Raw genomic sequence first — 14,112 nt, 5'->3', positions numbered from 1 at the left:
ATTAATCCCCACAGTAGCTGAGCAACCGCCCCCGAACCGCGCCCGCCGACACACTTCCGCCCTTGAACTTCGCACGCTTTGCGCACCTCCTGCCAAAGGGGGGCGTAACATACTTATTTCGTATCGTAGATGACTTTCTAACTTAGAAATATATCTACGATACGAAAATAGAGGGTTCACCCGCTTTCGCGCGGTGTCCCCGTACCTACGCAAAGACAGGATCCGACGGCGGGACTATACTTGCAACGAAATGGAAGCGAATAAATCGGCAAACAAACTCGCTCGGGAAAGGGGTGCAAGGGTGCGGGTCCATCCGATATTTTCCGATCATATGGTGCTGCAACGGGAGAAAGAAGTCGCCATCTTCGGCGAGGCGGCCGACGGCGAGGTCATCGAGGTCGAATGCGCCGGCCGGCGCGCGACGGCGGTCGCGGCGGGCGGAAGCTGGCGCGCGACGCTGCCGGCGAACGACGCGGGCGGACCTTATCGGCTCGCGGTAAGATCGGGAGCCGAAGCGATCGTCTTCGACGATGTGTGGTACGGCGACGTGTGGCTGGCCGGCGGGCAATCGAACATGCAATGGCCGCTGCAGTCGTCCGCCGGCGGGGCGGAGGAGATCGAGAACTCCGGCGGCTACCCGCTCATTCGATATTACGAGGTTCCGAAGGTCGCGTACGACGACGGCGTCGAGCGGGAGAGCGGCTGGCGCGCGAGCGGGCCGGAGGCGGCGGGGGAGTTTTCGGCGGTCGCCTATCATTTCGCGAAGCGCGTCCATGCGGAGACGGGCGTCGCGATCGGCATCGTCGGCTGCAACATGGGCGCGACCTCGGCCGCTTGCTGGGTCGCGGAGGAGACGCTGGAGCGGGACCCGGCGCTGCGCGTCTACTTGGACGAGTTCCGCGCGATCGCGAAGGATTTCGATTGGGAGGCGTACGAAGCGGAGGAGCGCGCGTTCCAGGACGCGTTCGCGGCATACGAGGCGGCGGTCTCGCAAGGGAAGACGAAGGAGGAGCTCGGACCGGTCCCGTGGCCGCCGCCCATGAGTCCGAGAAGCTTCATGCGCCCGAACGGGTTGTACGAGACGATGCTGAAGCGCGCGGCCCCGTACACGCTGAAGGGCTTCCTCTACTACCAAGGCGAGGGAGATGCGCATCGCCCGATGTTGTACGACAAGCTGCTCGAGGCGTTGATCCGCAATTGGCGGCGGGACTGGGAAGACGACGCGCTGCCCTTCCTCTACGCGCAGCTCCCGTCGTTCGGCTGCGACGGCGATCCGGGCGGCGACGCGTGGGCGCTGCTTCGCGAGTCGCAGACGATCGTCGCGGAGCGCGTGCCGCATACCGCGATGGCGGTCATCCTGGATTGCGGGGAAAAGGACGACATCCACCCGGCCGACAAGAAACCGGTCGGCGACCGACTCGCGCGGCTGGCGCTGGCTCGCGTCTACGGCCGATGCGACGTCCATGGCGAAGGTCCGCGCTTCGTTGCGATGCAGGTGAACGACCGCGGCGCGGCGCGGCTTCGATTCCGCTTCGGGGGCGATCGCCTGACGACGAAGGACGGCGAGCAGCTCGTCGGCTTCGAGCTGTGCGGCGCCGACCGCGTCTATGTCCCCGCGGAGGCGCGAATCGAGGGCGACACCGTAATCGCCTTCTCCGACCGAGCGCCGCGGCCGATCGCCGCGCGCTACGGTTGGGCGAACTACCCGGAGGCGAACTTGACCGACGGCTTCGGGCTGCCGGCGGCGCCGTTCCGGACGGACCGCGAAGGGAGGGGGAGCCCGGCCGCGATCGATGGCCGAACGGACGAAAACCGCGAGTGAAGCTGTCCATCCGAATCCGAACATGAGAGGAAGGAATCGATGTGCGAATCGCAAACCGACGATGGATTACCGTCAGTCTCGCCCTCTGCGTCTCGGCTTCCGCGGCGTTGCCGAGCGTCGGAGCGGCGTCCTCCGGGAGCTCGAGCCCGCCGGGCGCCTCCGAGGGGGTACTGTACGCCGAGCAGCTGCTGCTGAAGCCGGTCGCGACGACGGCCGGAAGCGAGGCGCCGGGCTTCGAGGCGGCGAACGCGACGAACAATTCGGGGATGTCCGGCTTCTTCGGCCCCCTGGAGCTGCACGGCACGGGGAGCGGCACGATGTGGCGGACGGACGCGTTCCCCGGCGCCGACAATTGGCTGCAGCTCGATCTGGGCGCGGTCGCCCCGCTCGGGCGGATGCTGATTTGGAACTATAACGAGCCGGGCGGAGCCGAGTGGGGCGTCAAGCACGCGGAGATTTTGTATTCGATCGACGGCGTCCGGTGGAGCTCGTTGGGAGGCCCGGGGAAGAAGCACAAGTTGGAAAAGGCGACCGGCTCCCCGAACGAGCAAGCCTCCAATCTTGCCGCTCCGATCGACTTCGCCGGCGTCCCCGCCCGATATGTCAAAATCGTACCCGACGCGCACGCCGCCAGCGGCAATTGGGGCGCGGGCCGGGAGAAAGACAAGCATTACGGCATCGCCGAGGTCCGATTGTACCGCCATGCCAATATCGTGGACGATGCCGGCGATTCCATCGCCGTCGCGCGCGCGAAAGCCGGCAGCGAACGGCCGGACGCGCCCGCGGACAACGCGGTCAACAACTACGGCATGTCCGGAGTAGGCAGCCGCGAGGATACGCACGGCAACGACAGCGCCGCCATGTGGTCGACGGCGGACGCCCCGGGAGCGGCGAATTGGATCGAATTCGATCTCGGCGGCACGTTCCCGCTCGGGGAGCTGCACGTATGGAACTACAACGCCTTGGACGGCGCGGATCGGGGCATTCGCTGGGCGAAGGTGAAGGTTTCGCTCGACGGCATCGCCTGGACCTACGCGAACGGCGGAGCGCCGCTCGAGTTCGCGCGCGCGTCGGGCGCCGCGCCGGAGGCGGCGTCGAACCTCGCGAGCGGAGGACCCGTCGACTTCGGCGGCGCGAGCGCGAGGTACGTAAGGATCGAGCCGAACCCGGCGGCGGATGCGGCGGAGCCGGGCAACTGGGGCGGCGGGGATGCATTCGGGCTTGCCGAAGCGCGGTTCTACAGCGCGCCCGGGATGGTCGTGGAGTCCGCGCCGGAGTGGACGTCGCTGTTCGCTCGGACCGAGGGGTGGACGGGGTCGGACGGCATTTTCTCGATCGCCTATAACGGGGTGGACGCGCAAGGGGCGTCGGACCGGACGGATACGCTGTTTCTGTTCAGCGATACGTTCACGGGCTCCGTCGATCCGGTAACGAAGGCGCGCGACCTGCAAGGCTTCTACAACAACACGCTCGCGACGCTGGAAGGCAGCGTGCCGGACCCGCGGAACGCAGAGTTTCTTTGGGGCTCGGACGGGACGGGGCAGGATTTCTCGAGCATTTTCGAACCGAATACGCCTTACGCTTACGTCGGGACGGTCGCGGCCAACGTCGCGAACAACGCGTTCGGCATGTCGCCGTCCGCGCACCCGAGCGCGCCGACGGCGGTGACGCCGCCGCAGCCCACGGACACGCACGACAATCGGAAGGACGGCCATACGATGTGGTTGTCCGCGGCGGACGGCGGCGAGCATTGGATCAAGTTCGATCTGGGCGCCGCGTACGCGCTCGGTCGGATGCCGATCTGGAACTATAACCAGTTCGACCCGGCGCAGCCGGACGTGCCGTACGTCGACCGAGGCATGAAGAACGTGAAGATTCTCTATTCGACGGACGATGTCGCATATACGGAGCTGCAGACGGCAGGCTACCCGTTCCAATTCGCCAAGGCGGACGGATCGCCGAAGCTCTCCGCGACGAACTTGACGGGGGGCGGCGTCGTCGACTTCGGAGGCGCGGCCGCGCGATACGTGAAGATCGTGCCGAACGCGGCGCCCGGCGACGGCAACTGGGGCGGCGCGACAGGCGACGAAGCGGCGTACGGACTCAGTCAGGTTCGCTTCTATACGGCTGATGGGGAACTGCTTCGATTCGTCCGGGCGGAAGCCGACAGCGCGTCTTCGTCGGCGCCCGCCGGCAACTGGTATTGGCTGCAAGACGGGATCTCCCTCGGGGACAGCTTCTATGCGTTCCCGCTCAACATGGCGCCGGATCCGACGCAGCCTCCGGGCTGGCAGTTCAAGGTCGTCGGCGTGGCGATGGCGAAGCTGCCGAACGCCGGCGGACCGGTGCTGACCGGCATTACGCAATCCGATACGCCGCTGTATTACGAGACGGTCGTCGATTACGCGCCGGGCGTGCCCGGCTGGCAATGGCCGCTGAAGTTCACGTACGGCGCAGGCGTCATGCCGAACACGGCGGCTTCCGGCGCGCCGGATCCGGACGGATACATCTATGTGTACGGCTACCGGGATCACGCGTTCGAACGGAACCTCGTCGTCGCTCGGGTGGCGGAGGCGAAGTTCGAGTCGTTTAACGAATGGCGGTTTTGGGGCGGTTCGGAAAAAGGGTGGTCGCGCCACATCGAAGACAGCGCCCTGCTGCTGCCCGGCGTCAACGTCTCGCCGGAGCTGAGCGTCACGCGCATGCAAGGCGGTCCGCTGGACGGCAAATACGTGCTCGTCTACGAGAAAGACTCGCTCAGCAACACGTTGGAATACAGCGTCGCCGACAGCCCGACGGGGCCGTTCCAAGCGCCGGTCGCCTTCTATTACGCGCCCGAGCCGGGCATGAATCCGCTCACGAACACGTATAACGCGAAAGCGCACCCGCATCTGTCCGACGAAGGGGAGCTGCTGATCACCTACAACGTGAACGCGACGGACGGCAATCAGCATTACGTCGACGGAACGATCTACCGTCCGCGCTGGCTGCGGATGCGATGGATCGAGTAGACGGCCTCGCGCCGGCCGCCGCTCGGAACGCCGCCAAGGAACGGCGGTGCGGGCGGCGGTTCTTTTTTCGTTGTTGACAAGGTGCGTTATTTTTAATACCATTCCTTCAAATCGACTCGCGAGTCAGAAGGGAGGGGATACGAATTGCGCAAAGTGAAGAAGCGCCATATGCATGAGCTGGTCGCGGAGGAAATCCAGAAGTACATCGAGGAGCACGAGCTGCGCGAAGGGGATAAGCTGCCGTCCGTCGAGGTGCTGACGAAGCTGCTGGGCGTCGGCCGATCTTCGCTGCGCGAAGGGCTGCGCTACTTGGAAGCGATCGATATCATCAAGGTAGAGAACGGCAAGGGCATCTTCGTCAAGGACGCGACCGAGGCCGGTTCGTTCCGGTACGCGGGGAAGGTGAAGGTCGAGAGCGAGAAGAAGTTTCTGCTGCACATTCTGGACGTTCGCAGAGCGCTGGAAGGGAAGGCGGTGGAGCTGGCGGCCCGGCGAATCGATGCGGAGACGATCGAGGAGATGCGGGAGTGCCTGAAAATCTACGACGAACGGAAACGGCAAAATTTGGACACCTCCGAGATCGATTACGCGTTCCACCAGTACATCTACAAAGCCGCTTCCAATCCGCTGCTGCACAGCGTATTCGAGTCGATCTCCGAGCTGTACGAGAAATTTTTCGTCGAGCCGCTCGGCGAGAAGCGGTTGTTCGACGACACTTACATGTTCCACCATACGCTTTTCGAGGGGATCGCGAAGCGCGACGTGAACCACGCATTGACGGAATTCAACAAGATGATGGATTTGATCGAAGGCAACATTCGGAACTATTAAATCATTGTAAAAATTCCTGACATTCGTATTGACAGAATGTTCCGTCTCCCTCTATGATTAACCTATCATACAGGTTGATAGTGTGATACCAACTCTTGCCATCTATAAAAAGGGGGAACAAGCATGAAAGCGCTTAAGATCAAGAAGTCAATGCAAGTCGCGGTATCTACCGTCGCCGTCGCGAGTTTGATCGCGGCCTGCGGCAACGGAGGCGAATCGACCGGAACAGGTTCCAACGATTCCGGAAAGAGCGGCGGCGAGACGGTGACGCTTCGCATGATCGAGAGCTTGTCGAATCCGGACCGTACGGCCATGTTGAATACGATGATCGACAAATTCGAAGAAGAAAACCCGAACATCAAGGTCGAATTGATCTCTCCGCCGTTCGAACAAGCGGACACGAAAATCCGGACGATGCTTGCGGCGAAGCAGGAGCTTGACGTCTTGGAAGCGCGCGATTTGAACGTCGCGGAATTCGTCAACAACGGCTACTTGGAGCCGCTGGACGATTACGCCGCGAAGTGGAGCGACTTCGAGACGGTCACCTCCGTCGCTCGCGCGGTCGGCACGACGCAGGAGAAGCTGTACTTCATCTCGAACGGGATGTACCAGCGTCAGATGTTCTACCGGGCGGATTGGCTGAAAGAGAAAGGCATCGAAGTGCCGAAGACATACGAAGAACTCGTGAACGCGGCGGTCGCGTTGACGGATCCGGCGAATAACCGGTACGGCTTCTCGTTCCGCGGCGGTCCTGGATCCAACTCGGTGCCTGACACGATGGTCCGCGACTACAATGCCGACAACGTCGACCTGACGGACCCGAACTTCCTGAAGAGCGGCGCCACGATCTTCTCGACGCCGGAAGCGAAAGCCGCGATTGAGTTGTACGTGAAGCTGTATAAGGAAGCTTCCCCGCCGGACTCCGTGAACTGGGGCTTCCAAGAGCAAGTGCAGGCGTTCACCTCCGGCGTAACAGCATTCCTTCTGCAAGACCCGGACGTTATCGCGTCGCTGCAGAACGACATGGAAGAAGGTACGTGGAGCTCGGCGATGATGCCGGTCGGTCCTGCGGGCAAAGCGCTTATCTCCGCCGGCGGCGCGGGCTGGAGCCTCGCGTCGCACTCCAAGCATAAGGAAGAGGCGTGGAAGCTGATCGCCTTCTTGTCTTCGCCGGAGCAAAACACGATTTTCTCGAAGGGCTACGGCACGATTCCGATTCACAGCACCGCCGTCGAAGACGAGTTTTTCCAGTCCGGTCCGTACAAGACCTTGATCGAGATGACGAATATGCCGGAGACGTACTTGAACTTCAAGGCGACGGTCGACTATCCGGCCAACGGCCAGTGGGGTACCCTCAACATGGAATCCGGGCAAAGAATGCTGCTCGGGCAAGCTACGGTCGAGGATACGCTGAAGGAATGGGACAACTTCTGGTCGAAAGCGAAGGAAGCAGTGAAATAACAAATATTAATATGATCCTGTGATGGGTAACCTTGCGTTGCCCATCGCGCGTTCATAGTTCAGGCGGTGATTTTTGCATGACGAAACAAAGAACGTTCATCTTGTTCAGCCTGCTGCCGGCGTTGCTGCTTCTCGCCGTCTTTACCTTCTATCCGTTCTTTCGCGGAGTCGTCATGGCTTTCCAAAATTATGTGCTGTTCGACTTGACGAATGTCCGATTCATCGGCTTCCAGAATTTCGAGAATGCCTTCAACGACCCCAAGTTTCTGTATGCGCTGCGGAACAGCGCGATCTGGGTCGCCTCCTCGCTCAGCCTGCAGTTTCTGATCGGGTTGTCGCTGGCGTTGGTGCTGCGCAGAGGCTTCCGCGGACGCGGGGTATATCAAGGCTTCGTCTTCTATTCGTGGGCGTTGTCCGGATTTCTGATCGGTCTGATCTGGAAATGGATGTTCAACTCGCAGATGGGCGTCGTCAACGATCTGTTGATGCGCGCCGGCTTGATCGAGCAGCGGATCGGCTTTCTGTCGGACCCGAATTGGGCGATGGTGTCCGTGATCGTCGCGAACGTTTGGTACGGCATCGCGTTCTTCGCGATCATGTTGCTCGCGGCGCTGCAATCCGTTCCCGCCGAATTGTACGAAGCCGCCGGCATGGACGGCGCCGGCGCGATTCGCAAGTTTTTCAGCGTGACGCTGCCGTACATCGTGCCGACGATCATTGCCACGACGCTGCTTCGGGCGATTTGGATCTTCAACGACCCATCGCTTATTTACGGACTTACGAACGGCGGACCCGCCGGTTCGACGCATATTTTGTCCTCCCTCATGATGGAGAAAATTCTGTCGGGCGGCGACTACGGCTCCGCATCGGCGATCGGCGTCATTATGCTTGCCATGCTTATGCTGTATACGATCTTCTATTTATTCGTGACGAAGTCCGAGAAAGTGGGGGACTTCTAAGATGGCCAAGTCTCGCGTTCTCCTGAGTTTGAAAGTACTGTACTTATCGTTCCATCTCGTCTTGATGGTGTTTCCGTTGTATTGGATCGTCATGACCTCGCTAAAGCCGAAGAAGGATATTTTCTCCTTCCCGTTGCACTATTGGCCGCAGCAATTCACGTTGGAAAATTACATCAATATTTTTAAAATATCGAAATTTCACGTATATATCGGGAACAGCTTGCTGGTCTCGGTCTTGTCGGCGGTCATCGTCATCGCCATCTCGATTCTCAGCGCATACGTCATGGCTCGGTTTACGTTCCGCGGTCATAAACAAATCATGATGGCGTTCTTCTCGACCCAGATGCTGCCGGGCTTCGTCTCGCTGGCGCCGCTCTACTTGTTATTGGCGGAGCTCGATCTAATCAATACGCGGTTTTCGCTGCTTATTCTGTACACCGTCGGCTTGATCCCGTTCTCGACGATAATGCTTCGCGGCTTCTTCCAGCGCATTCCTTCGAGCCTGGAGGAGGCGGCGATGATCGACGGGTGCTCCAGACTCGGCTCCTTGTATCGGGTCATTCTGCCGGTCATGCTGCCCGGCATCGCATCCACGTTCATCTTCGCCTTCGTGCAGAACTGGAACGAGCTGTTCGCGGCGGTCATGTTCATCGACAGCGAGTCGATGAAGACGCTGCCGGTCGCGATGAACTCGTTCATTATGAAGTTCGACGTGGATTGGGGCGCTATGTCCGCCGGCACGGTATTGTCCGTGATCCCGACCGTGATTTTGTTCGCTTTCGCGCAAAGATACATCGTAGAAGGGTTAACGCAAGGCGCCGAAAAAGGCTAAAGACAGAGGGAACGGATAAGGGTAGGGGAGATACATGACCAATCGCGACGAGGAACGTCACATACAAACATTAGTCGCTCACGATCCGGTGGACACGCGCCATCACGGCGCCGTGACGATGCCGTTATACCAGAACAGCTTGTTCGCGTTCGAAAACCACGCCTCCTTCGATTGCGCCATGAAGGACGTGCTTGCCGCGCATGTGTATTCGAGAGGGAATAATCCGACGGTTATGTATTTGGAGCGGCGCATCGCCGAGCTCGAAGGCGGCGAACAAGCCCGCTGCTTCGCCTCGGGCATGGGCGCGATCGCGGGCACGCTGCATGCCCTGCTGCAGACGGGAGATCATATCGTCTGCGTCGATCAAGCGTACGGACCGACGCGGGAATTCCTCGCGGATCTCTCGACGCGGTATCGGGTCGAGGTGACGTTCGTCGACGGTTCCGAGTTGGACGCCTTCCGACAGGCGGTTCGACCGAATACAAAGGTAATTTATTTAGAGAGTCCGACGTCCGGACTGTTCGAGCTCCAGGATTTGGAGGGGGTCGCGGCCATCGCTCGCGAAGCCGGCGCGCTCACCGTCATCGACAACTCTTGGGCGACGCCGGTCTTCCAACGACCGATCTCCATGGGCATCGATCTGGTCGTTCATTCGCTCACGAAGTATTTTTCCGGACATAGCGACAGCTTAGGCGGCGTCGTCGTCGGCCGGCGCGACCTGATCGAGACGATCAGCAACCGGAGCTACATGCTGCTCGGCAGCGTCATGACGGCCCACACCGCTTCGCTCATTACGCGCGGCGTCCGCACGCTGCCGCTTCGGATGGAGCGGCATCAAGCGAGCGGCTTGCGGGTGGCGGAGCATCTGCTGCGCAAAGGCGACGTCGTGAGGGTGAACCACCCGGGACTTCCAACGCATCCCCAACGGGGGCTCGCGGAGAAGCAGTTGCAAGGGTACGGCAGCTTGTTCTCCTTCGTGACGCGGCATCCCGTGGATTCTCTTAAAGCCTGGGCGGACGACCTGGAATATTTCCGTATCGGCGTCAGCTGGGGCGGATACGAAAGCTTGGTCACGGTCGGCGCCGCGCCGGCCCGGTGGAATCAAGGCGGCGAGAGTCCGTCGATCGCAAGGTTGTATATCGGCTTGGAGGATCCCGACGTGCTGATCGGGGACATCGAACGCGCTTGGTCGAGGCTGGTCCGCGATTGAGCGTCGCGCAAGGAGCCGCTCCTGAACGTCCGAATCGGACGGTTCGGGAGCGGCTTCGTTTTTTTCGAGGGAAACAGACATTGTGGCGAGCCGGCGGCACATATCCTTATACCAGCTTCGCGAGGCGAAGCGCGCGTCATCGGTATGGGAGGGTGAGCCCAGCATGAAGATCGGGGATGGATGCGTCTTTCGCGCGCAACGCGATCCGCGGGGGAGGGATGCCGCCTTTCGCATCTTAGCGCTGCTGCGGAATCGGGGAGTCGTTCCGAATCGGTATGGCCCATATCTCGACAAAGGCGGGTAGCGCATAATGAGAGCCTCATCGTTCCTGAACGGGCTGAGCTTCGCGCTGTTGCTTCTGAATTTCGCGATCCTCGTGTTGCATCACTTCAAGCTGCTGTTGATTCTTCCATCGCTTCTATATAAACCGCTTCTTGCGGCCACAATTTTGCTAGTGCTGATCGCTCAACTGTTGTCGTTCATGAAAAGGTAGCGAAAAAAAGGAGAGCCCTCCGAGGCTCTCCTTTCCGTTCACGGCAATGGATCGGTTCTACTCCGATTTCCGATAAACGATCAGAATGGCGCTTCGCTGCCCTTCCGTCCCGTTGATGGATTTCTTCACGATCGAGCCGTACTTCACTTCGACGATGTCTTCTTCCTTCAGTTGAGCTAAGAACGCATTCGCTTCGTCCACCGCGAGCGAATGCTCGCTGTCCAGAAATTCCTTCACTTGAATCAAGCGGTTTCACCTCCTTGGATAAACCGTACCCCCTCGATTCGCACGCGAACGATGCCGGCGGGAAGCTCCAACTCGTAGGTTTCGCCTATGCGCGCCATCAACAACTGGAAGCCGAGCGGGGACAGGAAGGACAGCCGGCCGTCGTCCGGATCCGCGGTGTGCGGCAGGACGATGGCATAGGTTTCGCGGCTGCCGTCGTCCAGGTAACGGATTTCGACTTCGCTGCCGATCAGGGCGATCGCATGCAAGGCGGGGAAGGCTCCCCCTTCCAGGATGTCTTCGAGCACGGACGTATAAATTTGCAGCGTCTTCTCGACGATGCTCCGGGCTTGCCCTTGCTCCGGATAATGCTCGTCCAAGAAGCGCGCTCGGTGATCGTCGAAATAAACGAGCTGATGTAACAGCTGCAGACGCGGCCCTTCTAATAATAATCTATGGGTCATGATTTGTCGTTCTCTCCTTCGCGAGGATGATGGGTATCGCCAGAGGCGGAATAAAGACGGGAAACACAGCATCACCTTCCTAAGCCATTTAATGTAAACCAACGTCAAAATGAAGGAAAGACACTTCGCTTTCCGGAAGCGAAATGTCTCTCTCACCGTCACCATATCAAAACTGGTACATCGTGTCAATGAAGTATAATACATCCATAAACAGGGTGGAGATATAGGAAATGGTTATTTCGTTGTAAGCGCGGACGTCGGCAGCGGCTTTACAGCTTTAGGAAGCGATGATATAGTGAAATTATCTTTTTAAATCATACATGATATATTATATACTCGCGAAAAGGGGTAGCACCGTGGCAAGCAGCTTGCGCATATGGTACGACCGTCCGGCGTCGGGTTGGCAGCAAGGGCTGCCAATCGGCAACGGGCGACTGGGCGCCGTCGTGTACGGAGGGATCGGCGCGGAGACGTGGAGCTTGTCGGAGACGACCTTCTGGTCGGGGCGGCCGGAGCCGCTCGATCCGCCTTCGAATACGAAGGCGGATCTGACGCGGATGCGGAACGAATTTTTCGCGGGAGACTTCGAGCGCGGGGAGGCGGAGGCTCGCGCGCGGCTGCAGCCGACGAAGCGCAACTTCGGCACGAACCTGCCGTTATGCCGCATGGAGCTGACGTTCGATTCGGCGGGCGAGGGGGTTACGCGGGAGCTGGACCTCGAGCGGGCCGTCGTCTCGACAACGTACTCGAACGGCGGCGCGCGCTTCCGGCGCGAGGCGTTCGCGTCCCATGTCGACGGCGTACTTGCTTCGCGGTTCTTATGCGACCGTCCGGGGGGCGTGTCGTTCGAGCTGCGGATCGAGGGCGACGACTATGTCCGCGTCTTGGGCGCCTCGGCGGGCGACGGAACGATCCGTTTCGAAGCGCAGGCGCTCGAGACGATGCACAGCGACGGCCGCTGCGGAGTGCGGTGCGCGGGCGCCGTTCGCCTCGCGGTTCGCGGCGGCGCCGTTCGCGAGAACGAAGGCGGCGGCTTGCTCGTGAGCGGCGCGGACGAAGCGGTCGTCTACGTCGCCGTCGCGACCGACTACGGCGCGACCGAGGGCGAGGATTGGCGATCGGCGTGCGACTCGGCGCTGTCGCAGGCGATCCGCAAGGGCTACGAGCAGGCGAAAGCGGATCATGTATGCGATTATCGAGCGTTATTTTCGAGAGTAACCCTTTCACTCGGGGACGGCGGACAGCCTTCGCTGCCGACCGACGAGCGGGTGCGGCGGATCGGAAGCGGTCCGGAGGACCCCGCGTTGTACGCTTTGTTCTACCAATACGCGCGGTACTTAACGATATCCGGCTCCCGGGAGGATTCTCCGCTGCCGATGAACCTGCAAGGCATCTGGAACGACGGCGAAGCGAACCGAATGCAATGGAGCTGCGACTATCATCTGGACGTCAACACGCAGATGAACTATTACCCGGTCGAGACCGGGCACTTGGGCGAATGTCATGCGCCGCTGATGCGGTTCGTGGAGCGGCTCGCGGCGTCGTCGGGGCGGGCGGCGGCGCGTCATTTCTATGACAGCGACGGATGGGTCGCGCACGTTTTCACGAACGCGTGGGGGTTCGCCTCGCCGGGGTGGGAGACGTCTTGGGGCCTGAACGTCACCGGCGGCTTGTGGATCGCGGCGCATCTGATGGAGCGGTATACGTTCGGCCGCGACGACGCGTTCCTCGCGCGAACGGCGTACCCGGTGCTGAAGGAAGCGGCTGCGTTCTTCCTCGATTACATGACGATCCATCCCGAGTTCGGCTGGCTCGTGACCGGTCCCTCCAATTCGCCGGAGAACAGCTTTTACACCGGGGACGATCGCGTACGTTCGCATGCGCTTTCGATGGGGCCGACGATGGATCAGATGCTCGTGCGGGAGCTGTTCGAGTTTTGCATCGAGGCGTCCGAACGGCTCGACGCGGACGCGGCGCTGCGCGAACGGCTGCGGGAGGCGGCGGAAGCGCTGCCGCCGCTGCGCGTCGGAGCGCGGGGGCAGCTGCAGGAATGGCTGGAGGATTACGCCGAGGCGCAGCCGGATCATCGCCACTTATCGCATCTCTACGGCTTATTTCCCGGCAATCAGGTGACGCCGTTCGGTACGCCGGCATTGGCGGCCGCCGCCCGGAAGACGCTCGAGCTTCGCATGAGCCGCGCGGAGCTGGAGGACGTCGAGTTTACGCTTGCGCTGTTCGCGGCCTGCTTCGCCCGTCTGCGCGACGGCGATGCGGCGCACCGGCAGCTGTCGGATTTGATCGGGAAGCTGTGCTTCGATAACTTGTTCACCTTCTCCAAAGCGGGCATCGCCGGGGCGGAGACGAACATCTTCGTCATCGACGGCAACTTCGGCGGCGCGGCGGCGATCGCCGAGCTGCTGCTGCAGAGCCACGCGGGCGAGCTCGACCTGCTCCCGGCGCTGCCGAAGCGCTGGCCGACGGGGCGGGTCGCCGGCCTTCGCGCGCGAGGCGACGTCGAGGTCGACCTCGTCTGGGAAGGCGGGGCGCTCGCGGAAGCGACGTTGCGAGCCGGCACGGCGGGCCGAACGACGGTGCGGTACGGGGAGAGGACGCTCTCTCTGGAGCTGCAGCCTGGGATGACGTTCCGGTTCGGGCCGGACTTGACGCCGTTGCCGGGGTAGCTCGGGAAATTCCGCTTCTAAGCGCAAGAATAGGCGGAAAAATCCGCTTCTAAGCGCAAATATGAGCTTAAAGTGGGGGGATAGGCGGAAGATTCCGCTTCTAAGCGCGAATATGAACCTAGA

At 61.1% G+C, this 14,112-nt stretch carries 11 protein-coding genes; 9 read left to right on the top strand and 2 right to left on the bottom strand.

The window, feature by feature from the left end; translation table 11 throughout:
- Positions 1-301 precede the first annotated feature (301 nt).
- The 8 genes from RIN49_RS13500 to RIN49_RS13465 all read left to right on the top strand — a co-directional run bounded on the left by RIN49_RS13500 (position 302) and on the right by RIN49_RS13465 (position 10,619).
- Complete coding sequence (locus tag RIN49_RS13500; protein ID WP_309120694.1) at positions 302-1,822, top strand: sialate O-acetylesterase; 1,521 nt, start codon at positions 302-304, stop codon at positions 1,820-1,822.
- A 41-nt stretch (positions 1,823-1,863) separates the two neighbouring features.
- Positions 1,864-4,833 carry a discoidin domain-containing protein gene (locus RIN49_RS13495; RefSeq protein ID WP_309120693.1) on the top strand — a complete coding sequence of 990 codons (2,970 nt, stop codon included), beginning with the start codon at positions 1,864-1,866 and terminating at the stop codon, positions 4,831-4,833.
- A gap of 153 nt (positions 4,834-4,986) precedes the next feature.
- Positions 4,987-5,664 carry a FadR/GntR family transcriptional regulator gene (locus RIN49_RS13490; protein ID WP_309120720.1) on the top strand — a complete coding sequence of 226 codons (678 nt, stop codon included), beginning with the start codon at positions 4,987-4,989 and terminating at the stop codon, positions 5,662-5,664.
- Positions 5,665-5,787: 123 nt separating this feature from the next.
- The gene (locus tag RIN49_RS13485) at positions 5,788-7,125 is read left to right on the top strand and encodes an ABC transporter substrate-binding protein (protein WP_309120692.1); all 1,338 of its coding nucleotides are present in this window, start codon (positions 5,788-5,790) and stop codon (positions 7,123-7,125) included.
- 77 nt (positions 7,126-7,202) lie between these two features.
- Complete coding sequence (locus RIN49_RS13480; RefSeq protein ID WP_309120691.1) at positions 7,203-8,084, top strand: carbohydrate ABC transporter permease; 882 nt, start codon at positions 7,203-7,205, stop codon at positions 8,082-8,084.
- A 1-nt stretch (position 8,085) separates the two neighbouring features.
- On the top strand, positions 8,086-8,916 hold the full coding sequence (locus RIN49_RS13475) for a carbohydrate ABC transporter permease (RefSeq protein WP_309120690.1): 831 nt from the start codon (positions 8,086-8,088) through the stop codon (positions 8,914-8,916).
- 34 nt (positions 8,917-8,950) lie between these two features.
- Positions 8,951-10,126, top strand: coding sequence for a trans-sulfuration enzyme family protein (locus RIN49_RS13470; protein ID WP_309120689.1), 1,176 nt, complete (start codon positions 8,951-8,953; stop codon positions 10,124-10,126).
- A gap of 310 nt (positions 10,127-10,436) precedes the next feature.
- A complete protein-coding gene (locus RIN49_RS13465) occupies positions 10,437-10,619 on the top strand; it encodes a hypothetical protein (RefSeq protein ID WP_309120688.1) in 183 nt (60 codons plus the stop codon).
- A gap of 57 nt (positions 10,620-10,676) precedes the next feature.
- Here RIN49_RS13465 and RIN49_RS13460 read toward each other — a convergent pair whose 3' ends face one another.
- A complete protein-coding gene (locus RIN49_RS13460; protein ID WP_309120719.1) occupies positions 10,677-10,856 on the bottom strand; it encodes a sporulation protein Cse60 in 180 nt (59 codons plus the stop codon).
- A gap of 5 nt (positions 10,857-10,861) precedes the next feature.
- Positions 10,862-11,308, bottom strand: coding sequence for a GreA/GreB family elongation factor (locus RIN49_RS13455; RefSeq protein ID WP_309120687.1), 447 nt, complete (start codon positions 11,306-11,308; stop codon positions 10,862-10,864).
- Between the two features lie 356 nt (positions 11,309-11,664).
- On the opposite strand from RIN49_RS13455, the gene RIN49_RS13450 reads away from it, so the two are divergent.
- A complete protein-coding gene (locus RIN49_RS13450) occupies positions 11,665-13,989 on the top strand; it encodes a glycoside hydrolase family 95 protein (RefSeq protein ID WP_309120686.1) in 2,325 nt (774 codons plus the stop codon).
- Positions 13,990-14,112: the final 123 nt, after the last annotated feature.

The organism is Paenibacillus sp. (genome assembly GCF_031177825.1).
Lineage (GTDB): Bacteria > Bacillota > Bacilli > Paenibacillales > YIM-B00363 > Paenibacillus_AE.
This window is presented reverse-complemented; position numbering and strand designations above follow the sequence as displayed.

Excerpts from the sequence above, each read along its gene's own strand:
- RIN49_RS13485 (WP_309120692.1), top strand. The coding sequence starts at position 5,788 with ATGAAAGCGCTTAAGATCAAGAAGTCAATGCAAGTCGCGGTATCTACC.
- RIN49_RS13470 (WP_309120689.1), top strand. The coding sequence starts at position 8,951 with ATGACCAATCGCGACGAGGAACGTCACATACAAACATTAGTCGCTCAC.
- RIN49_RS13455 (WP_309120687.1), bottom strand. The coding sequence starts at position 11,308 with ATGACCCATAGATTATTATTAGAAGGGCCGCGTCTGCAGCTGTTACAT.
- RIN49_RS13465 (WP_309120688.1), top strand. The coding sequence starts at position 10,437 with ATGAGAGCCTCATCGTTCCTGAACGGGCTGAGCTTCGCGCTGTTGCTT.
- RIN49_RS13475 (WP_309120690.1), top strand. The coding sequence starts at position 8,086 with ATGGCCAAGTCTCGCGTTCTCCTGAGTTTGAAAGTACTGTACTTATCG.
- RIN49_RS13480 (WP_309120691.1), top strand. The coding sequence starts at position 7,203 with ATGACGAAACAAAGAACGTTCATCTTGTTCAGCCTGCTGCCGGCGTTG.